Source organism: Streptomyces sp. NPDC017225, from assembly GCF_044331465.1.
Lineage (GTDB): Bacteria > Actinomycetota > Actinomycetes > Streptomycetales > Streptomycetaceae > Streptomyces.
In genome coordinates this window covers 423,487-443,395 of sequence record NZ_JBIRNE010000003.1, presented here as the reverse complement: position 1 = coordinate 443,395, position 19,909 = coordinate 423,487, and the positions used below count along the sequence as shown (strand labels likewise).

Genomic DNA, 19,909 nt, shown 5'->3' with positions numbered 1-19,909 from the left:
GGCGCACGCCCTCCCGTGAGCGCGCCGCTCAGCGCGAAGGCCCTGCCCCGCGGCGCGATCGGCGTCGCGAGCGCGGTGCCGCCGCAGTCGGCGCCCTCGGTCACGTGGGGCGGCTCACCTCGCCGGCCGCTCGAACGTGACCGGGGCCTCGAAGGCCGCCCGGCGGGTGGCGCGGCGCAGTGCCTTCAGGACCGGGGTGCCGAGCGCGAGGGTCAGTACGACCGTCACGGCGGCGCGGCCCCCGTCCCAGCCGAGGGACGTGGCCAGGCAGTAGGCGAGGAAGCGGGCCAGGTTGTCGGGGATCGACGCGTCCGGGTCGAAGGCGATGTTCGAGGCGAGCGTGTTCATGAAGGTCCAGCCCGCCAGGTTCATCACCGTGCCGTAGGCGAACGCCGCCAGGAAGCCGTACGCGGCCAGCATGAACAGCTCCGTGCGACCGCGCAGGCGGTCGGGGAAGGGCAGCAGGCCCGCCCCCATCGTGAACCAGCCCATCGACAGCATCTGGAACGGCATCCACGGGCCCACCCCGCCCGTCAGCAGCGAGGAGGCGAACATCGTGACCGAGCCGAGGACGAAGCCGAAGCCCGGGCCCAGGACCCGGCCGCTGAGGACCATGAGGAAGAACATCGGCTCCAGGCCCGCGGTGCCCGCGCCGATGGGGCGCAGCGCCGCGCCCACCGCCGCCAGGACACCGAGCATCGCCACGGCCTTGGGGCCGAGCCCCGACTCCGAGATCGTCGCCGCCACCACGGCCACCAGCAGCACCAGCAGGCCCGCGAACAGCCACGGCGCGTCCTGCGCGTGGGCGTTCAGCGAGGCTTCCGGCGGGGCCAGGAAGGGCCAGCCGAAGCCCGCCACGCCCACCGCGCTGACCAGGAGCAGGGCGGCCACGGAACGGGGGCCGAGGCGGACGGCGCGGGCCTGACGCTGGGGAGGGACGCCGCCGGTCATGCCAGCGCCTCCCGCACCTGCGCGACGGTCAGCCACTGCCTCGGGGCCAGCACCTTCGCGACCTGCGGGGCGAAGGACGGCGATGCCATCACCACGTCCGCCGCCGGACCGTCGGCGATCACCTCGCCCTCGGCGAGCAGCACGACCCGGTGGGCCACCTCGGCGGCGAGTTCCACGTCGTGCGTGGCCAGCACGATCGCGTGGCCCTCGGCGGCCAGGCCGCGCAGGATGCCGGCCAGCCGGGCCTTCGCCGCGTAGTCCAGGCCGCGCGTCGGCTCGTCCAGGAGGAGCAGCGGCGGGCGCGCGGTGAGTACGACCGACAGCGCGAGGGTGAGGCGCTGGCCCTCGGAGAGGTCGCGGGGGTGGGCGTCGTCGGCGATGCCGGGGAGCAGTTCGGTGAGGAGGGCGCGGCAGGTGCCCGGGTCCGCCTCCGCGTCCCGGTCGGCGGCCGCGCACTCGGCGGCGACCGTGTCGGCGTACAGCAGGTCGCGCGGTTCCTGCGGGACCAGGCCGACCCGGCGTACGAGGTCGCGGGGGGCCGTGCGGTGCGGTACGGCGTCGCCGGCGCGGACCGAACCGGCGGACGGTTCGACCAGGCCGACGAGGGCGGACAGGAGGGTGGACTTGCCGGCGCCGTTGCGGCCCATCAGGGCGACGGTCTCGCCGGGGCAGACGGTCAGGTCGATGTGGCGCAACGCCTGGATCCGGTCCCGGCGGACGGCGAGGGAGCGGGCCTCGGCGGCGTACGGGGTGGGGTCCGAAGGGGCGGCCTGCGGGGCCTTCCCGCGGCGGCGCCAGCGGGACGCGCGGGCGGGCCGGAGCGGGGGAAGGGGCGGGAGCGTGGCGGCCGGCGGCGTGTGGTCCGGGATCTCCCGGCCGGCCAGCCGGTCCCGCAGCGGGGCCGCGCGGCGCCGGGCGTCGCGGATCGTCAGCGGCAGCGGCGACCAGTCCGCCAGCCTGCCCAGGCCCACCACCGGCGGGTACACCGGGGACACGGCCATCACGTCCGCCGGAGGACCGAGGAGCGGCGCCGCGCCCGGGGACGCGAGCAGGACGACCTGGTCGGCGTACTGGATGACGCGTTCCAGGCGGTGCTCGGCCATCAGGACCGTCGTACCGAGGTCGTGGACCAGGCGCTGGAGGACGGCCAGGACCTCCTCCGCGGCGGCGGGGTCGAGGGCGGAGGTCGGCTCGTCCAGGACCAGGACGTCCGGGTGCGGGGTGAGGACCGAGCCGATCGCGACCCGCTGCTGCTGGCCGCCGGAGAGCGTGGCGATGGGGCGGGACCGGAGATCGGTCAGGCCCAGCAGGTCGAGGGTCTCCTCCACGCGGCGGCGCATCACGTCCGGGGCCAGACCGAGGGACTCCATGCCGTAGGCCAGCTCGTCCTCGACGGTGTCCGTCACGAAGTGGGAGAGCGGGTCCTGCCCGACCGTGCCGACGACGTCGGCGAGTTCGCGCGGCTTGTGGGTGCGGGTGTCGCGGCCGGCCACCGTGACCCGGCCGCTCAGCGTGCCGCCGGTGAAGTGCGGCACGAGGCCGCTGACCGCGCCGAGGACCGTGGACTTGCCGACACCGGACGGGCCGGCGAGCAGGACGAGTTCGCCCTCGGGGACCTCGAAGTCGACGCCCCGGACGGTGGGTTCGGCCACTCCGTCGTACGTCACGGAGACATCCTCGAAGCGGATCACGACGGCTCCTTGACGGGGGCGGGTACGCGGGTGGGTACGGAGGTGGGGGCGGGGGTGACGAACGCCGGGAGCAGGCCGATGAGTACGGCCGCCGCCGGCCACAGCGGGAGGGCGGGGGCGACCAGCGGGACCACGCCCGGGTGCAGCGCCGCCGGGTCGCGGGCGGCGGCGAGGAACATCAGCGCCGCCACCGCCACGCCGGAGGCGGTGACCAGCCAGGCACGGGCGTCCCAGCGGTCCGGCCGGTACCGGGTGCGGACCGACCGGCGACCGCCGAGCCACAGCCCCGCGAGCGCGGCGGCGACGCCGGCCAGCAGGACGGGGACGCCGTACGTGCCGCCCGCCGCGGTCAGCAGCCCGTACGTCCCCGCGCAGACGCCGAGCAGGCCGCCCAGGGTGAGGGCGGCGGTGGTACGGCGGACGGGGGCGGGGACCTGCGCGGTACGGCCGTAACCGCGGGCGTCCATCGCGGCGGCGAGGGCGACGGAGCGCTCCAGGGCGCCTTCGAGCACCGGGAGACCGACCTGGAGCAGGCCCCGTACGCCGCCGTCGGGGCGTCCGCGCAGTCGGCGGGCGGCGCGCAGGCGCTGGACGTCGGCGATGAGGTTCGGCGCGAAGGTGAGGGCGACGACGACCGCCACGCCCATCTCGTACAGGGCGCCCGGGAGGGACTTCAGGAGGCGGGCGGGGTTGGCGAGGGCGTTCGCGGCGCCGACGCAGACGAGGAGCGTGGCCAGCTTCATCGCGTCGTACAGGGCGAAGGTGAGGCCCTCGGCGGTGACCCGGCCACCCAGGCGGATGCCCTGTGCCCAGTCGGGGAGGGGGACCTCGGGGAGGGTGACGAGGGTGTGCGTGCCGGGGATGGGGGAGCCGAGGACCGTGGTGAAGAGGAGGCGGATGACGAGGACCGCGAGGGCGAGCTTGACGAAGGCGCCGTAGGAGCGGGACCAGGGGGCGTGGGGGCGGCGGGCGATGACGACGTAGGCGGAGACGGCTACGAGGAGGGAGAGGAGGAGGGGGTTGGTGGTGCGGGTGGCGGCGGTGCCGAGGGCCAGCGCCCAGAGCCACCAGGCGCCGGGGTGCAGGGCGGGGCCCCGGTGGTGGCGGGGGGTGGGGATGCTCGCCGGCGCTTGCGGGGTGCCGCCTGCGCCCACCCGTGCCGCCCCAGCGGCACGACTGCCCGCAGGCTGGGGCGGCGTGGGGTGGCTGCCCGCAGGCTGGGGCGGCGTGGCAGAGGTGCCCGCCGACTGCTTGCCCGCGGGCTCAGTCGGTGGCATTCCTGCGCCGCCTCGCCTGCCAGGCCGCCGCTCCGGCCAGCGCCGCCACGAGGGCGATGCCCGCGTAGAGGCCGACCGACGGGCCGTCGTCGTCCTGCGTGCTCTTCTCGTCCGGGGCCGCGGTGGCCGTCGAGTCCCCCTGTGTGTCGTCCGGCGAGCCCTCGTCCTGCGCCACCTGCTCGCCGCACCCCGACTTCGGGTACCCGGCGATGCCGCACAGCAGGGCGTTGGTGTTGTAGCGGAGCGGGTCCGCCACGGCGGCCAGGGCGTCGGCGGTCGTCGCGTCGGGGGAGACCCGGGCGCAGGCCGTGCGCGCGGCCGGCGGAGTCTCGCCGGACGGCGCGTCGGACGCCGTGCCGAAGTCGAGGACCAGGGCGACGCGCTTGCTGCCGTCCTCGGCCGGCGTCTTCGCGCAGATCGTCGCGAAGTCCGCCGTGCCGCGCGGCTGGGCCGCGTCGCCCGAGTTCTCGCTCACCGCGAAGCGGAAGCCCTGGACGTCGCCGTCGGAGGGACGGACGAGCGACGGTCCCTGGGTGGCGTAGACCCAGCTGTCGCCGTCGCGGTCCCAGAAGGACCAGTAGCGATACCCGGCGGCCTGCGCCTGGCCCGCGCTCCCGATCAGCAGGATCGTGGCCAGGAGGAGGAGAACGGCGCGGCGGGTCACGGCTGCTGCCTCTTGGTGCGGGCGCGCAGGACGAGGCCGGCGGCGACGGCGACGGCGACGACGAGGCAGACGCCGACGATCCACCAGACACCGAAGCCGGAGTCGTCCTTCTTCTCGTCCTGGTCGGCGTCCTGGGCGCTGATGGTCGCGGTGTCCGTCACACCTCGCGGAGCCGGCCCCGTCGCGTTCAGCTTCTCCACCAGGTCCGTGCCGCCGAAGGCGCGCGGGTCGGTGCCCGTGGCGTGCGCGGCGAAGATCAGCTGGGCGTAGGCGGCCGGGCCGCTCTGCTCGGCCCACTTCGCGGCGTTCTTCTTCAGCCAGGCCAGCGGCTCGGCGGCCTTCTGCGCGCCGCCCCGCGCGGCGAGGGCGACGACCGCGTCGGCGGTGTTGCCGTAGTCGGGCTGGTCGGCGGAGCCGCCGAGGGCGGACTTCAGGTGACCGTCCGCGGCGAGGGCCTGGGTGAGGTGGGCGGCGCCGTTCGCGGCGGCCTGCTCGCGGGTGGGCTTGTCCGCGTCGGCGCAGGTGGCGTCGGCGGTCTTCCCGCCGGCCTCGGTGACCAGGCCCTTGCCGAGCGCGCCGAGGACGCCGGCGGCCGTCGCGTCCGCGTTGGCGAGCAGCTTGCCGTCCTTGTCGGGCTGGAAGGCGAAGGCTCCGGCGCCCTTGTCCTCGGCGCAGGGCAGGGCGAAGGTCAGCAGGGCGTCGTACGGGGACTTGCCGTCCTTCTCGACCCGCTCGGGGTCGGTGCCCGTGGCGGTCAGGGCGCCGATGACGACGGAGGTGGAGTTGGCGTCGCTGGCACCGCCGGGGGTGTAGCCCCAGCCGCCGTCCTTGTTCTGCACGGACTTCAGCCAGGCGAGGGCGTCCTCGACGGCATCGCCGTGTCCGCCGACGGCCCACAGCGCCTGGACGGCGGCGGCCGTGCTGTTGGTGTCGACCATGGTCTTCGCGTCGCACGCCTTGGCGGTGTCGGCGCGGTACGGGGCGAAGGCGCCGCTGTCGCACTGCTGCCCGGTGAGCCAGTCCACGGCCTCCGACGACGGGAGCATGCCCACCGTGTCCTGCGCGAGCAGGGCGAGGGACTGGCGCCAGACGCCGTCGTACTGGGGGTCCGTGGTGCCGAACAGCCCGGACGGCTGGGACGGCTTGGACGACGTGGACGTGGAGGCGGAGGCGGAGGCGGACGGCGACGGGTCGGCGGCGACCGCGGGCGCGGCCGCGGCGCCGAGCACGGCTATGACGGCGAGGGCCGCGGCGCTGCCACGACGGCGGACGTTCATGAGCGGCGGGTGCCTTTCCCTGTGCGGGGCCGGACAGCACGGGGCACCCCCGGCGGCTCGGCCCCGTATGCCTCGACGGTGCCCGTGCGCCGGCGGGTGCCGGGCACGTGAGCCGGTCACGTCCGTGCGGGGCAGTCCGGCTCACCGTCCGCGGACGACCCCGGGGGCTTCGCGGACGGCTCACGGTTGCGGGTCAGCGCCGGAATTGCACCGGCTTCCCCCCGTACGGCGTGATGACGACGCGGCCACCTTACCCGGAGCCGACGGGGCCGGGCCGGGGCGCCCGCCCGCGCACCCCGGCGTCCGTGAGGTCGATCAGCCGGCACACCGTCGCGATGTCCACTCTCACCTGGGCGAGGGAGGCGCGGCCGGAGAGCCAGGTGATCAGGGTCGAGAGCCAGGTGTGCTCGATGACGCGGACCGCGGAGAGCTGCTCGGGGGTCGGGTTCTCCAGGCCGCCCATCGCGTCCAGGATGATCGCCGTGGTCTGGCGGGATACCTGGTCGACCTCCGGGGAGACGCCGCGGTCGGCGAAGGTCAGGGCCCGGGCCATGGCCTCGGCCAGCCGGGGTTCACGCTGGAGCGCGCCGAAGGCCCGCATCAGGGTCTGCGCCACCCGGTCCGCCGCCGTCTCACCGGACGGCGGGCTCTTGCGCAGGGTGCCGTGCAACTGCTCCAGCTGGTCGTGCATGGTCGCCACCAGCAGATGGACCTTGGACGGGAAGTAGCGGTACAGCGTGCCCAGGGCGACCTGCGACGACTCCGCGACCTCGCGCATCTGCACCGCCTCGAAGCCGCCCCGGCAGGCCAGCCGCGCGGTCGCGTGCAGGATGCGGCGGCGGCGCTCCCGCTGCCGCTCGGTGAGGGGCGGGGCTGCTGAGCGGTACGGGGCGGCGGTACGAGGTGGGGCGGCGGAGCGGGGTGCCCGGCCGGACGCGTTCGCTGCCGGGTTGTCCACCTTGGCCACCTTCTCCCCGTCGCCGTGGCGTGAATCACCCGATCCACTCGTCACAGCACCCCTACCTGCCGGTAGATTCGGAGCCTCTGAACGATCAAGTCTGAAACTTGTTCTAGATTAACGTCCCGGCATAGTGTCACGGGACAGCGCAGTGAGGAGGGGGCCCAGGGTGACCGCCGAGGCCAGTCAGACGGGTCCCCGTCCGGAGCCAGCCGCCGACGGCTTGCCACCGCTCCGTATCGCACTCCTCACCTACAAGGGGAACCCGTTCTGCGGCGGGCAGGGCGTCTACGTCCGCCATCTCTCCCGCGAACTGGCCCGCCTCGGCCACCGCGTCGAGGTCATCGGCGCCCAGCCGTACCCCGTGCTCGACGAGGGTCTGGCGGACCGGCTGTCCCTCACCGAGCTGCCCAGCCTCGACCTCTACCGCCAGCCCGACCCCTTCCGCACCCCGAAGCGCGGCGAGTACCGCGACTGGGTCGACGCGCTGGAGGTCGGCACGATGTGGACCGGCGGCTTCCCCGAACCGCTGACGTTCTCGCTGCGCGCCCGCCGTCATCTGCGCGCCCGCCGCGGCGACTTCGACGTCGTCCACGACAACCAGACCCTCGGCTACGGCCTGCTGGGCGACGTGGGCGCCCCCCTCGTCACCACCATCCACCACCCCATCACCGTCGACCGGCAGCTCGAACTGGACGCCGCCGAAGGCTGGAAGCGCCGGTACTCCGTGCGCCGCTGGTACGCCTTCACCCGCATGCAGAAGCGCGTCGCGCGCCGCCTGCCCTCTGTGCTCACCGTCTCCGGCACCTCCCGCCAGGAGATCGTCGACCACCTCGGTGTACGGGACGACCGCGTCCACGTCGTCCACATCGGCGCCGACACCGACCTGTTCTCGCCCGACCCCTCGGTGCCGCGGGTACCGGGCCGGATCGTGACGACGTCCAGCGCGGACGTGCCGCTCAAGGGCCTGGTCTTCCTCGTAGAGGCACTGGCCAAGACGCGCACCGAACACCCGCGGGCCCACCTCGTCGTCGTCGGCAAGCGGCCCGCCGAGGGCCCCGTCGCGCAGGCGATCGAGCGGTACGGCCTCGAAGGCGCCGTCGAGTTCGTCAAGGGCATCTCGGACGCCGAACTGGTCGACCTGGTGCGTTCGGCCGAGGTCGCGTGCGTGCCGTCGCTGTACGAGGGGTTCTCGCTGCCCGCCGCCGAGGCCATGGCGACGGGCACCGCGCTGCTCGCCACGACCGGCGGCGCCGTCCCGGAGGTCGCCGGACCCGACGGGGAGACCTGCCTCGCCGTACCGCCGGGCGACGCGGGGGCGCTGGCCGCCGGACTGAACCGGCTGCTCGGCGACCGCGAACTGCGGGCGCGGCTCGGCGCGGCCGGACGCGAGCGCGTGCTGCGGCACTTCACCTGGGCGCGGGCCGCCGAAGGAACGGCCGCCCGCTACCGCGAGGCCGTCGGCCCCTCCGCGACCGCTCCCAGGGCCGTTCCCGCGACCCCGACGAGTGCGACCAGTGACACCGGTGTCTACCCCGAAAGCAGGGCCACGTGCTGACCGTCGACTTCTCCCGGTTCCCGCTCGCCCCGGGCGACCGCGTCCTGGACCTCGGCTGCGGCGCCGGCCGGCACGCGTTCGAGTGCTACCGGCGCGGCGCCCAGGTCGTGGCGCTGGACCGGAGCACGGAGGAAATCCGCGAGGTCGCCAAGTGGTTCGCGGCGATGGAGGAGGCCGGCGAGGCCCCGGCCGGAGCCACCGCCACCGCGATGGAGGGCGACGCGCTGGCCCTGCCCTTCCCGGACGAGTCCTTCGACGTCGTCATCATCTCCGAGGTGATGGAGCACATCCACGACGACAAGGGCGTCCTCGCCGAGATGGTCCGCGTCCTCAGGCCCGGCGGCCGCATCGCGATCACCGTGCCGCGTTACGGCCCCGAGAAGGTCTGCTGGACGCTGTCCGACGCCTACCACGAGGTCGAGGGCGGCCACATCCGCATCTACAAGGCCGACCAGCTCCTCGCCCGCATCCGCGAGGCCGGCCTCAGGCCCTACGGCACCCACCACGCGCACGCGCTGCACTCGCCGTACTGGTGGCTGAAGTGCGCGTTCGGCGTCGACAACGACAAGGCGCTGCCGGTGCGGGCGTACCACAAACTGCTGGTCTGGGACATCATGAAGAAGCCACTGGCGACGAGGGTCGCCGAGCAGGCGCTGAACCCGCTGATCGGCAAGAGCTTCGTGGCGTACGCGACCAAGCCGCACCTCCCGCCGGTGGACGCCGCGTGACGTCGCCCCAAAGTCCTCGCACGCCCCGCACGGAACACCTGATCCTGCCCGGCGTCCTCACCGACGACGAGGCCGCCGCCACCGTCCGCGGCATCCTCGCCGAGCAGCGCGAGGACGGCGCGATCCCGTGGTTCCGCGGGCACCACCTCGACCCGTGGGACCACGTGGAGGCGGCGATGGCCCTCGACGCGGCCGGCGAGCACGAGGCCGCCGAGCGGGCGTACGAGTGGCTGGCCCGCCACCAGAACCCCGACGGTTCCTGGTACGCGGCCTACGCCGACGGGGACTTCGCCGACGTCACCGACCGCGGCCGGGAGACCAACTTCGTCGCCTACGTCGCCGTCGGCGTCTGGCACCACCACCTCTCCACCGGTGACGACACGTTCCTGGACCGGATGTGGCCCGTCGTCCACGCTGCGGTCGAGTTCGTGCTGCGTCTCCAGCAGCCCGGCGGCCAGATCGGCTGGCGGCGCGACGACGACGGCACCGACACCACGGACGCGCTGCTGACCGGCAGTTCCTCCGTCCACCACGCGCTGCGCTGCGCGCTCGCCATCGCCGAGCAGCGTGAGGAGCCGCAGCCCGACTGGGAGTTGGCGGCGGGCGCGCTGCGGCACGCCATCCGCCGCCACCCGGAGCGGTTCCTGGACAAGGGCCGCTACTCGATGGACTGGTACTACCCGGTGCTGGGCGGCGCGCTGACCGGCACGGAGGCCAGGTCCCGCATCGCGGAGAGCTGGGACCGCTTCGTGGTCCCGGACCTCGGCGTACGCTGCGTCGTCCCCAACCCGTGGGTGACCGGCGGCGAGTCCGCCGAACTCGCGCTCGCCCTGTGGGCGGTGGGCGAGTCCGACCACGCCCTGACCGTCCTGCAGTCGATCCAGCATCTGCGGGACGCGGACAGCGGCCTGTACTGGACGGGCTACGTCTTCGAGGACAAGGCGATCTGGCCTCGGGAACTCACCACCTGGACGGCCGGCTCCCTGCTCCTCGCCGTCGCCGCGCTAGGCGGCCACGAGGCCACCTGCCAGGTCTTCTCCGGCGACCGCCTGCCGAGGGGACTGGACCCGGACTGCTGCGTCTGAGCGGTCAGCGGCGGCCCAGGCGGCCCGCGATCGCGTGGCCGACGAACAGGTAGACCAGGGCTGCCAGGCCGTACCCGGCGACGACGCGGGCCCAGGCCTCGTCGAAGGTGAACAGGTCACGTGACCAACCGGCGAGCACGTCGGCCACATCGTGGACGAACCGCACCAGGTCGTTGGCCGGGTTGGCGTCCAACAGGTACATGAGGATCCACAGCCCGAGGATGACGGCCATGATGTCGGCGATGACCGCGATGGCCGTCCCGGCGCTGGAACCACTGCGAGTTCTAGGGGACATGACTTCCGTCTGGCCTCGGATGCCTGTCCGAAACCTGCGGAGGCGGATACGCCGACGGCCCCTCGTTCCCGGAAGTCTCCCGGAACGAGGGGCCGTTGACGTGGAACGCGCGGTCAGCCGCGCTGGATGCCCGAGGTGTCCTGCAGTACGCCGCGGCGGCCGTCCTGCGTCTGGGCGACCAGGTTCGCGCCGCGCTGCTCGACGGCCAGGTACCAGGTGCCCGGCGCCAGTTCGGCGATCGGCGTGGGCGAGCCGTCCTCCGCGAACAACGGACGCGGCACCGGCACGGCGAACCAGAACGGCGAGAAGTCCCCGGCCGGAGCCGGCTGCGCCTGCGCCTGCTGCGGCTGGGCCGCCTGCGGGGCCTGCGGCTGCGGCTGACCCGGCTGCGGCTGCTGCCCGCCGAAGGACTGACCCGGCTGACCGGGGCCCGGCTGTCCGTGGCCCGGCTGTCCGGGACCGGGCTGGCCCGGCTGGCCGCCGTACGGCTGCTGCTGCGCGCCCGGGTAGCCGTAACCACCCTGCGGCTGACCGCCGTAGGGCTGCGGCGCGGCCGGACGGGCGGCCGGGATCAGGGAGCCCTTGAGGGCCGGGACCAGGGGGGTCGCGACGGCGGCGGCGGCCATGATCAGGGTGGCGATGAGGGCGAGGATCAGGCCCGTGCCGGCGCCGAACTCGTTGGTGATGCCCCCGTCGCCGTCGAAGGCGCCCGCCGGGTCGAAGATGTTGCCGAGCGCGGACCAGGCGGCGAAGACGGTGAACGCGACGCCGAACTGGCCGAGGTCGAGGCCCGCCACCTTCTTGGGCTGCGGCAGCGCGCGGGCCACGACGACGAGCACGGTGCCGATGATGCCCGCGAGGACGACACCGAGCACGACCGCCCCACTGCCCCACAGGCTGGGAATGTCGGCGTCGTCCGGGGCACCGTCGATCGAGTAGATGTCGAGGAACGACGCGATGAACAGCAACACCGCTGCTCCGATCACCACGCCGTCGCCTCGAGTGAGGGAGCGGATATTCACTTCAGGTCCTTCGTAGGTCGTCTCGTCGTCGGTAGAGGCGTCGCTGTCACCATGTCGCCATCAGGTTCCGGAGTGAAGCGCGGGGGTGGCCCCTCATCGTACGGACGACACTATCGTCCGTACGTCGGAGCTGTCCGCAGGGATGAGCGCGCTGGTCACTACCCGCGCAGGAAACTCACGATTCCGTCAGACATCCCTTGCGCCGCCTTCTGTCGCCAGGCACCACTGGTCAGCAGCGCCGCGTCCTTGCTATCGCGCATGTTGCCGCACTCGATGAACACCTTGGGAACCGTTGACAGATTGAGACCGCCCAGGTCCGTGCGCGTGACGAGGCCGGTGCCGCCACCGACGTAGTTGGAGGGCGCGCTGCCCGTGGCGCGGACGAAGTTGCCCGCGATGCGTTGGCCGAGCTCGGCGGACGGGGCGACGATGGCTCGGGTGTCGGCGTCGCCGTCCCGCACCGAGCCCGGCAGGATGACGTGGAAGCCGCGGTTGCCGGCCCCCGACCCGTCGGCGTGGATCGAGATCGCGGCGTCCGCCTTCGCCTCGTTGCCGATCCGGGCCCGCTCGTCCACGCAGGGCCCGAACGGGCGGTCGTCGTCCTGCGTCAGCCTCACCGTGGCGCCCTGCTCCTCCAGGAGCGTGCGCAGCCGGTGCGCCACGTCGAGGGTGAACGTCGCCTCGGGCCAGCCCGCGTTGGTGGCGGTGCCCGTGGTGTCGCACTCCTTCCAGTGCGTGCCGACGTTCACCTTGCGGTTGATCTCGGAGGCGTGCTGGAAGTTGCCCGGGTTGTGGCCCGGGTCGATGACGACGACCTTGCCCCTGAGGGGACCGGACGCCGCGGCGGGCGCGGATTTCGAGCGGGAGGGGGAGGGCTTGGCCGTCGTCGCCGACGGGGAGGTGTCCGTGGGCCTCTTGGCGTCGTCGGTGGGCGACGCGGGACCACTGGAGGACGGCGCCGGCGACGACGTACCCACGCTGCCCGCGCGGTCCGCACCGCCCCCGCCGCCGTCCCCGTCGTCCGGGCCGCCGACCGCCGCGTACACCCCCCACCCGAGCAGCGCCCCGGGAACGAGCGCGGCGATCGCCACGGTCAGCGGTCGGCGCAGCGGGGAGCGGCGGGGCTGGGGAGGATCGAAGTCCGGTCCTGTGTACGACACGCAGCGACTCTAGACCGCGCCCTCAGATCCCCGCGCCCGTTCGCCGCAGCACGCGCAGCGAGTCGGTCACGGAGACCTCGGTGAACGCCCCGGACGCGAGAGCCCTGAGGTGGACGCGGTACGGGGCCTGTCCGGTGAACTCGTCGGCCGGGTCCGGGAAGACGTCGTGGATGACCAGCAGCCCGCCGTCGGCCACGTGCGGTGCCCAGCCCTCGTAGTCGGCGTTCGCGTGCTCGTCGGTGTGGCCGCCGTCGACGAAGACGAGACCGAGGGGGGAGTTCCAGACCGCCGCCACCTGGGGGGAGCGGCCGACGAGCGCCACGACGTGCTCCTCCAGCCCGGCCCGGTTGAGGGTGCGGCGGAAGGTGGGCAGGGTGTCCATCACGCCCAGCTCCGGGTCGACCGTGTCCGGATCGTGGTACTCCCAGCCCGGCTGCTGCTCCTCGCTGCCCCGGTGGTGGTCGACGGTGAGCGCGGTCACCCCGGCCAGGCGGGCCGCGTCGGCGAGCAGGACCGTGGAACGCCCGCAGTACGTGCCGACCTCGAGCAACGGCAGCCCGAGCCCGCCCGCCTCCACGGCCGCCGCGTACAGGGCGAGGCCCTCGTGCGTGGGCATGAACCCCTTCGCGGCCTCGAAGGCGGCCAGGGAGTCGGGGGTGGGTGCCGCGGGCATGGGGGTCCCTTTCGGTGAGGCGGGCGTACGGCGCCTTATGCTGCCGCACCCCCGGCCGCGTGCTGCGACGGGGGTGCGGGAGCCGGAGGGGGCGGGCGGGTCAGGCGGAGACCGTCTCGCCCGGCAGGGACAGGTCCAGGTCGACCGGGCGGTCGACGCCGGTGTGCGTGGCCGAGTGGGCGAGCGGGCCGTGGCCCGTGGCGCGGGCGGCCAGTACGTAGGGGCCCCGGGCGGGGACGGCGAGGGCGTAGCTTCCGTCCTCGGCGGAGAGGGTCGCGCCCGCCTGGCGGCCGTGCCGGTCGATGAGCGTGACCTTGGCACGGGCGACGGGCGCGCCGTCGGCGGCCAGCACCCGGCCGCGGAAGCCGCGCGGCGGCTCGCCGGTCGCGGTGGTCGCGGTCGCGGTGGTCGCGGTCGCGGTCGTCGCGGGCATGGCGGTCGCGGTCGCGGTCCCGGTCGTCGCGGGCAGGGGTATCTCGGTCACGGTCGTCCCCGTTCCGGGCGTCCCCGTTCCGGGCGTCCCGGCCAGTGCCCGCTCGGCGCGGGCCAGGTTCGCGTCCTCCTCGCTGCTCGCGCGCAGCTGGGTGGTCGTGTCCGGGCGGCGGCGCGGGAGGAAGAAGGCCAGCGCCAGGCCGACGGCGACCGCGCCGGTCGCGATCAGGAAGGAGACCCGGAAGCCCTCCATGGTCGGGACGGCGACCCCGCCGACGTCGTCCGCGGTGTTGGCGAGCACCATGCCGATGACGGCGCTCGACACCGACGTACCGATGGACCGCATCAGGGTGTTGAGGCCGTTGGCCGCGCCCGTCTCCGAGGCCGGGACCGCGCCGATGATCAGCGCGGGCAGCGAGGAGTAGGCGAGGCCGATACCGGCGCCGAGCAGCACCGAGGTGACGACGGTCTGCCAGGCGGCGCTCATCAGACCGAGGCCGCCGCCGTAGCCGATCGCGATGATCAGCAGGCCGAGGAGCAGGGTCGTCCGGGGGCCGTAGCGGGCGGACAGGCGGGCGTACACCGGCGCCGTGAACATCATCGTCAGGCCGAGCGGGGCCACGCACAGACCCGCGACGACCATCGACTGTCCGAGGCCGTAGCCGGTCTCGGCGGGCAGCTGGAGGAGCTGGGGCAGGACCAGGGAGACGACGTAGAAGGCGACGCCGACCATGATCGAGGCGAGGTTGGTGAGCAGGACCTCGCGGCGGGCCGTGGTGCGCAGGTCGACCAGTGGGGCCGCGACGCGCAGCTCCATCAGGCCCCACAGCAGCAGGACCACGACGGCGGCGCCGAACAGACCGAGCGTGGTGGGCGAGGACCAGCCCCAGTCGCTGCCCTTCGTGATCGGCAGAAGGAAGAGGACCAGGCCGGCGGCCAGTCCCAGCGCGCCCGGCAGGTCGAAGGAGCCCTTGGCGCGCAGCGGGGACTCGGGTACGACGGCGAGGGTCAGGGCGATGGCGAGGACACCGAGGCCCGCGGCGCCGTAGAACAGGGCGTGCCAGTCGGTGTGCTGCGCGACCAGGGCCGCGGCGGGCAGCGCCAGTCCGCCGCCGACGCCGATCGAGGAGCTCATCAGCGCCATCGCCGAGCCGAGCCGCTCGCGGGGCAGCATGTCGCGCATCAGGCCGATGCCGAGGGGTATCGCGCCCATCGCGAAGCCCTGGAGGGTACGGCCGACGATCATCGGGAGCAGGGCGTCGGTGAACGCGCTGACCAGCGCGCCCACCACCATCACCGACAGGCTGACGATCAGCATGCGGCGCTTGCCGAAGAGGTCGCCGAGCCGGCCCATGATCGGCGTGGCCACGGCTCCGGACAGGAGCGTGGAGGTCATGACCCAGGTGGCGTTGCCGGGGGTCGTGTCCAGGAGTCGGGGCAGGTCCTTGAAGACCGGGACGAGCAGGGTCTGCATCACCGCGACGACGATGCCCGCGAAGGCGAGCACCGGGACGGTGGCCCCGCTCGCTTTCCGGGCGGGCTCGTCGGTCGTCGTGTCGGACATTGAGTGAGGCCTCCAGGCCGGTGTGAGCGGCGAATGCGATGCGTTTCGCGCGGTGCGGTGCGGTGCGTTGCGTGCGTTGCGTTGCGAGGTGATGCCATGCGTGAACCGCGCCGCGGAACGTGCGGACGCGGTATGTGTGCAGGCTGAACCTCGTGCGCCGGGGCAACTATTCCGTTACTTCGAGTCCCTAACGAATTCTTGACCTTCTCTTTGGGGAATGTCCACGTCCGCGGGCCTGGGGCCGCCCCCGGACAGGACCGGACCGCCCCCGCACGGGAACCGGACCGACCGGGGACCGAATACCGATGCAAGGACCGCACCCGGGTTGAGACCATGACACCCATGCTGGAAGCCACCGGTACCAACACCGCCCGAATATCCCCGCGCCGCACACCACCCACCTGGCTGGTCGTGGCGCTCGCGTGCGCCGGCCAGTTCCTGGTCGTGCTCGACGTGTCCGTCGTCAACGTCGCCCTGCCGTCCATGCGGACCGACCTCGGGCTGAGCGCGCAGGGGCTTCAGTGGGTGGTCAACGCCTACGCCATCGCCTTCGCCGGGTTCATGCTGCTGGGCGGGCGGGCCGGGGACCTGTACGGGCGCAAGCGGATGTTTCTGGTCGGGCTCGGACTGTTCACGCTGGCCTCGCTGGGCGGCGGACTCGCCCAGGAGGGCTGGCAGTTGCTGGTCGCACGGGCCGCGCAGGGACTGGGCGCGGCGGTACTCGCCCCCTCGACGCTCACGATCCTGACCGCCGCCGTCCCGGAGGGCGCCGCGCGGGCCCGGGCGATCGCGACCTGGACCGCCGTCGGCGCGGGGGGCGGTGCCGCGGGCGGCCTGGTGGGCGGCGTCCTGGTGGACGGGCTGTCGTGGCGCTGGGTGCTGCTGATCAACGTGCCGGTGGGCGCGGTGGTGCTGGCCGGGGCCGCGCTCTGGCTGACCGAGGGCCGGGCGGGCGAGCGACGGCGCCTCGACCTGCCGGGCGCGCTCCTGGTCACCGCCGGCCTGGCCACCCTGGCCTACGGCATCTCGCAGACCGAGTCAGAGGGCTGGACGGCGTCCGCCACCCTGGTGCCGCTGCTCGCCGGGCTCGCGCTGCTCGCTCTGTTCCTCCTCGTCGAGGCGCGGACGGCGGCGCCGCTGATGCCGCTGGGGCTGCTGCGGCTGCGTTCGGTGGCGTCGGCGAACGTGGCGATGCTGGTGTCCGGCTCGTCGATGTTCGCGATGTGGTTCTTCATGACGCTGTACGCGCAGAACGTACTGGGCTACTCGCCGCTGGAGGCCGGTTCCGCCCTGGTGCCCAGCTCACTGGCGGTCGTCCTCGCGTCGAAGGCGGCACCGCGGTTCATGCGGGTGATCGGGGCCCGGAACACGGCCGTGCTCGGCACGCTCGTAGCGGCGGCCGGCTTCGGCTGGCAGTCGACGATGACCGCGGACGGGGGTTACATCACCGCGATCATGATCCCGGGGGTGCTGATGATGCTGGGCGCGGGCCTGGCGGCGACTCCGCTGGCGTCGCTGGCCATCTCCGGCGCGGCGCCCGACGACGCCGGGCTGGTCTCCGGGCTGGTCAACACCTCCCGGACGATGGGCGGTTCGCTGGGACTCGCCGTGATGTCGACGATCGCGGCGGCCCGGGCCGGGGGAGAGGACGCCGGGCCGGTGGAGCTGACGGAGGGTTACGCGCTGGTGTTCCGCACGGCGGCGGTGGTGCTGGTCGCCGGGGCGGTGCTGATGCGGGTGTGGCTGCCGCCGGGGGAGCGGGCGAAGCGCGGGGCGCGGGGGTGACTACGGCTCGGGCGCCGGGCGTACCGGGCCGGGAGTCTCGGCCGTACCGGGCCGGGAGTCCCGGCCATAGCGGGCTCGGACCCAGGCGTCCAGTCGGCGGGGGCGGGCGGCAGACGCGGTTGTCCGGAGAACGGCAGGACGAACGTCCTGGGCGGCCGGCGTCCCGTACGGTCGTGCTCGTCCGCGATCACCCGTGATCCCCGTACCGGGAGAGCCATGCCCATCGACGCAGCCGAGGCGCTCGCCGCCGCACCCCGCGTCCGCGAGATCGCCTGGGACCACAAGGACGTCCAGCTCTACCACCTCGGCATCGGCGCCGGCCTGCCCGCCACCGACCCACGCGAGCTGCGCTACACCCTGGAGTCCCGGCTGCACGTCCTGCCGAGCTTCGCCACCGTCGCCGGCGGCGGTCCGCCCGGCGTGATCGGCGCGCTGTCCGTGCCCGGCGTCGACGTCGACCTCGCCCATGTCCTGCACGGCGGGCAGCGCCTGCGCCCGCACCGGCCCGTTCCGGCGCGGGGCCGGGCGAGCGCCGCCTCGCGCATCGTCGCCGCGTACGACAAGGGCACGGCGGCCGTCCTGGTCCTGCGCACCGAGGTCACCGACGAGGACGGGCCGCTGTGGACCGACGAGGCCGAGGTCTTCGTACGCGGAGAAGGCGGCTGGGGCGGTGAGCGGGGACCGTCCGGGCGCCCGGCACCGCCACCCGACGCGGCGCCGGACCACGTGGCCGAGCGACCCCTGCGCGAGGACCAGGCCCTGCTCTACCGGCTCTCCGGCGACCGGAACCCCCTGCACGCCGACCCGGAGTTCGCCGCGCGCGCCGGTTTCGACCGGCCCGTACTGCACGGGCTGTGCACCTACGGCGGCACGCTCAAGACGGTCGTCGACACGCTGCTGGACGGTGACGTGACCCGGGTGCGCGAGTACCGCGCGCGGTTCGCCGGGGTCGTGTATCCGGGGGAGACGCTGCGGGTGCGCATGTGGCGGTCCGCGGGGCCGGGGGACGGCGGCACGGTGCGGGTGGCGGTGGGCGCCGTGGACCGCGACGACGCGCCGGTCCTCGCCGACACCGTCGTCCGGTTCGGATGACGGCAACGGCCCCGTTCGTCGGAGTGACGGACGGGGCCGGAGCCGCTTGCCTGCTCGCTGCTTCTGTGTTCTGTCTCTTGTCGTGCCGTCAGGCCGCCGCGGAGTCGGCCTCTTCGGCCGGCTTGCGGTGGCGGCCCCGTGGAGTCGCCGCGTCGTCCTGGCTGGAGACCGGACCTCGGTGCCGGCCGTGGCCGGTGTCGGTCTCGCGAACGTCGGCACCGTCGGCCTGCATCGGCTGGGTCGTGCTGGCGTCGTTCATCGGAAGGAATTCACCCCGTCAACATGATCTTTCCTACAGCCGGGCGATTTTAACCGGCACCCCTCGGCCCGAATCCAGGCGACCACGCCAACCGGCACTACTTCGTTACAAGCTGTGCCAGCGGAGCCTGTTGCAGCGGTACGGGGCGGGGGGAAGCGGATGCCCGGGCGTCCGCTTCGCCCGTTCCGTCCGGGGTATCCGGAGTCGTAATCTCCGCATCCCGCCCGCTTGTGGCATCCCGCGCGGGCGTGGCACGCCTCGCGCGTTCCGCGTCCCCCGGGCCCCTCGTCCGTGGTCCGTCGCCCGCCTCGCGTGCGGTCAGCCGCGCCACACCGCACGGCGACCGCGGTGTGGCGCACGGCAGACGCAGCTCCCCGTCCGCGGTCCACAGCCCGGCCCCCGTCAGCCATCCCTCGGGGGCCGGAAGGTGACGCACCTGCCGTTCGTCGGGCCGCCACACGCCGACCCAGCTGCCGAACGCGCCGTCCAGGCGCAGTGCCACCGCGCAGCGCTCCGGCGTGAGCGCCTGACCCGGCTGGATCGCGAACGGTGTGACGACACAGTCCGGCAGCCGCAGGCACTCCGGGAAGCGCACCGGCAGTGTGCTGCCCAGGACGCCCCAGCCGAGCCGTTCGTGCCCCGGCGAGGGAGCGTCCGAGCGGATCAGCACCAGTCCGCTGTCCGGGTCGGCCAGCAGTATCCGGTCGTCGCTGTCCGCGGCGATCTGCAACAGCGGCGACACCTCGCCGGCCCGCTCCAGGTCCACCACGACCGTCTTGGTGCGCCCGCCGGTCTCCCGGTCCAGGGCGAGTATCCGGCCGGTGCGGTCCAGCCAGACCCCGCCCGAGCAGCGGCCGGGGATCTCGGCGACCCGCAGGGGCCCGAAGAGGCCGCCGGCGACCTGCCACAGCACCGCCGCACGCGGGCCGACGGCGAGGGCGTACGCCCGCTCGCCACCCGGGACCGGCGGCAGCAGCCGCAGCGCGGTGGTGTCCGACGGGCACTCGACCGCGCCGAGCGACAGCTCGCCGGTGCCGGGCCCGGTCGGGTACAGCAGCGAGAAGACGTGCCGTCCGGCCGCGACGCGGTGGACCAGGACCCGTCCGTCGCCCATCGGCTGCACCTCGGTGCCGGGCTCCTCCGGCTGGTTGCCGGGCAGCGGCACCGCGTACGGCTCGGGACCGTCCAGGGTCCAGCGCTCCGGGTACCAGGAGTCTCCCCGCAGGGCGAGACGCGCGGCGTAGGCGCCCTCCGCGGTGATACTGCAGGCCGCCCGCCGGGGGCCGCCGTTCCCGGGGTCCGCCGAAGGCTCGATTGCACAGACCGTCATCGTTCGGTCACCTCCAGCGACGAAGCTAGTTTCGTACGCACGGGCGGGGGACCGGCGACAGTCCGCATCACACATACGTGTGGCACAGGAACGATTCGCCTGAAGGAA

18 protein-coding genes and 1 riboswitch are annotated in these 19,909 nt (G+C 74.0%); of the genes, 5 read left to right on the top strand and 13 right to left on the bottom strand.

Annotated features, from left to right (window positions below; all coding sequences use genetic code 11):
• Window positions 1-114 precede the first annotated feature (114 nt).
• The 6 genes from ACH4NX_RS09270 to ACH4NX_RS09245 all read right to left on the bottom strand — a co-directional run bounded on the left by ACH4NX_RS09270 (window position 115) and on the right by ACH4NX_RS09245 (window position 6,818).
• Window positions 115-951 carry an ECF transporter S component gene (locus ACH4NX_RS09270; protein WP_398127810.1) on the bottom strand — a complete coding sequence of 279 codons (837 nt, stop codon included), beginning with the start codon at window positions 949-951 and terminating at the stop codon, window positions 115-117.
• Window positions 948-2,642, bottom strand: a complete 1,695-nt coding sequence (locus ACH4NX_RS09265; protein ID WP_398127809.1) for an ABC transporter ATP-binding protein — start codon at window positions 2,640-2,642, stop codon at window positions 948-950. The genes ACH4NX_RS09270 and ACH4NX_RS09265 overlap by 4 nt, the downstream gene beginning before the upstream one ends.
• Window positions 2,639-3,796: a CbiQ family ECF transporter T component gene (locus ACH4NX_RS09260; RefSeq protein ID WP_398127820.1), complete on the bottom strand. Its 1,158-nt coding sequence runs from the start codon at window positions 3,794-3,796 to the stop codon at window positions 2,639-2,641. Before ACH4NX_RS09260 ends, ACH4NX_RS09265 begins: the two co-directional genes overlap by 4 nt.
• A gap of 109 nt (window positions 3,797-3,905) precedes the next feature.
• Complete coding sequence (locus ACH4NX_RS09255; RefSeq protein WP_398127808.1) at window positions 3,906-4,583, bottom strand: SCO2322 family protein; 678 nt, start codon at window positions 4,581-4,583, stop codon at window positions 3,906-3,908.
• Window positions 4,580-5,860, bottom strand: coding sequence for a prenyltransferase/squalene oxidase repeat-containing protein (locus tag ACH4NX_RS09250; RefSeq protein WP_398127807.1), 1,281 nt, complete (start codon window positions 5,858-5,860; stop codon window positions 4,580-4,582). The genes ACH4NX_RS09255 and ACH4NX_RS09250 overlap by 4 nt, the downstream gene beginning before the upstream one ends.
• Before the next feature lie 129 nt (window positions 5,861-5,989).
• A riboswitch (cobalamin riboswitch) is annotated at window positions 5,990-6,081 on the bottom strand.
• 29 nt (window positions 6,082-6,110) lie between these two features.
• Window positions 6,111-6,818, bottom strand: coding sequence for a TetR family transcriptional regulator (locus tag ACH4NX_RS09245; RefSeq protein ID WP_398127806.1), 708 nt, complete (start codon window positions 6,816-6,818; stop codon window positions 6,111-6,113).
• A gap of 169 nt (window positions 6,819-6,987) precedes the next feature.
• On the opposite strand from ACH4NX_RS09245, the gene ACH4NX_RS09240 reads away from it, so the two are divergent.
• The 3 genes from ACH4NX_RS09240 to ACH4NX_RS09230 are packed head-to-tail and all read left to right on the top strand — an operon-like array spanning window position 6,988 to window position 10,189.
• The gene (locus tag ACH4NX_RS09240; protein WP_398127805.1) at window positions 6,988-8,376 is read left to right on the top strand and encodes a glycosyltransferase family 4 protein; all 1,389 of its coding nucleotides are present in this window, start codon (window positions 6,988-6,990) and stop codon (window positions 8,374-8,376) included.
• Window positions 8,370-9,104, top strand: coding sequence for a class I SAM-dependent methyltransferase (locus ACH4NX_RS09235; protein WP_398127804.1), 735 nt, complete (start codon window positions 8,370-8,372; stop codon window positions 9,102-9,104). The genes ACH4NX_RS09240 and ACH4NX_RS09235 overlap by 7 nt, the downstream gene beginning before the upstream one ends.
• Entirely contained in the window at window positions 9,101-10,189 is a 1,089-nt protein-coding gene (locus tag ACH4NX_RS09230; RefSeq protein WP_351388420.1) for a prenyltransferase/squalene oxidase repeat-containing protein, read from the top strand. Before ACH4NX_RS09235 ends, ACH4NX_RS09230 begins: the two co-directional genes overlap by 4 nt.
• A 4-nt stretch (window positions 10,190-10,193) precedes the next feature.
• Here the strand turns inward: ACH4NX_RS09230 and ACH4NX_RS09225 are convergent, their stop codons facing one another.
• From ACH4NX_RS09225 to ACH4NX_RS09205, 5 genes are all read right to left on the bottom strand, one after another.
• Window positions 10,194-10,484 (bottom strand): hypothetical protein, encoded by a 291-nt coding sequence (locus tag ACH4NX_RS09225; protein WP_398127803.1) that lies wholly within the window; start codon window positions 10,482-10,484, stop codon window positions 10,194-10,196.
• Window positions 10,485-10,597: 113 nt separating this feature from the next.
• Window positions 10,598-11,506, bottom strand: coding sequence for a hypothetical protein (locus ACH4NX_RS09220; RefSeq protein ID WP_398127802.1), 909 nt, complete (start codon window positions 11,504-11,506; stop codon window positions 10,598-10,600).
• A gap of 158 nt (window positions 11,507-11,664) precedes the next feature.
• Window positions 11,665-12,666, bottom strand: a complete 1,002-nt coding sequence (locus tag ACH4NX_RS09215) for an N-acetylmuramoyl-L-alanine amidase (protein WP_351388428.1) — start codon at window positions 12,664-12,666, stop codon at window positions 11,665-11,667.
• 22 nt (window positions 12,667-12,688) lie between these two features.
• Window positions 12,689-13,339 (bottom strand): class I SAM-dependent methyltransferase, encoded by a 651-nt coding sequence (locus ACH4NX_RS09210; RefSeq protein WP_398127801.1) that lies wholly within the window; start codon window positions 13,337-13,339, stop codon window positions 12,689-12,691.
• Between the two features lie 100 nt (window positions 13,340-13,439).
• Window positions 13,440-15,335 carry an MFS transporter gene (locus ACH4NX_RS09205; protein ID WP_398127800.1) on the bottom strand — a complete coding sequence of 632 codons (1,896 nt, stop codon included), beginning with the start codon at window positions 15,333-15,335 and terminating at the stop codon, window positions 13,440-13,442.
• Window positions 15,336-15,677: 342 nt separating this feature from the next.
• Between ACH4NX_RS09205 and ACH4NX_RS09200 the strand changes: the two genes are divergently transcribed.
• A complete protein-coding gene (locus ACH4NX_RS09200; protein ID WP_351388436.1) occupies window positions 15,678-17,120 on the top strand; it encodes an MFS transporter in 1,443 nt (480 codons plus the stop codon).
• A 216-nt stretch (window positions 17,121-17,336) separates the two neighbouring features.
• Window positions 17,337-18,212 (top strand): MaoC/PaaZ C-terminal domain-containing protein, encoded by an 876-nt coding sequence (locus tag ACH4NX_RS09195; protein ID WP_398127799.1) that lies wholly within the window; start codon window positions 17,337-17,339, stop codon window positions 18,210-18,212.
• A gap of 88 nt (window positions 18,213-18,300) precedes the next feature.
• Here the strand turns inward: ACH4NX_RS09195 and ACH4NX_RS09190 are convergent, their stop codons facing one another.
• Both ACH4NX_RS09190 and ACH4NX_RS09185 read right to left on the bottom strand, forming a co-directional pair.
• Window positions 18,301-18,471, bottom strand: a complete 171-nt coding sequence (locus ACH4NX_RS09190; protein WP_398127798.1) for a hypothetical protein — start codon at window positions 18,469-18,471, stop codon at window positions 18,301-18,303.
• 97 nt (window positions 18,472-18,568) lie between these two features.
• Complete coding sequence (locus tag ACH4NX_RS09185; RefSeq protein ID WP_398127797.1) at window positions 18,569-19,801, bottom strand: hypothetical protein; 1,233 nt, start codon at window positions 19,799-19,801, stop codon at window positions 18,569-18,571.
• Between the last annotated feature and the right edge of the window lie 108 nt (window positions 19,802-19,909).

Coding starts and splice junctions, on each gene's coding strand:
- ACH4NX_RS09185 (WP_398127797.1), bottom strand. CDS start 19,801: ATGACGGTCTGTGCAATCGAGCCTTCGGCGGACCCCGGGAACGGCGGC.
- ACH4NX_RS09225 (WP_398127803.1), bottom strand. CDS start 10,484: ATGTCCCCTAGAACTCGCAGTGGTTCCAGCGCCGGGACGGCCATCGCG.
- ACH4NX_RS09195 (WP_398127799.1), top strand. CDS start 17,337: ATGCCCATCGACGCAGCCGAGGCGCTCGCCGCCGCACCCCGCGTCCGC.
- ACH4NX_RS09205 (WP_398127800.1), bottom strand. CDS start 15,335: ATGTCCGACACGACGACCGACGAGCCCGCCCGGAAAGCGAGCGGGGCC.
- ACH4NX_RS09200 (WP_351388436.1), top strand. CDS start 15,678: ATGCTGGAAGCCACCGGTACCAACACCGCCCGAATATCCCCGCGCCGC.
- ACH4NX_RS09190 (WP_398127798.1), bottom strand. CDS start 18,471: ATGAACGACGCCAGCACGACCCAGCCGATGCAGGCCGACGGTGCCGAC.
- ACH4NX_RS09270 (WP_398127810.1), bottom strand. CDS start 951: ATGACCGGCGGCGTCCCTCCCCAGCGTCAGGCCCGCGCCGTCCGCCTC.
- ACH4NX_RS09210 (WP_398127801.1), bottom strand. CDS start 13,339: ATGCCCGCGGCACCCACCCCCGACTCCCTGGCCGCCTTCGAGGCCGCG.
- ACH4NX_RS09250 (WP_398127807.1), bottom strand. CDS start 5,860: ATGAACGTCCGCCGTCGTGGCAGCGCCGCGGCCCTCGCCGTCATAGCC.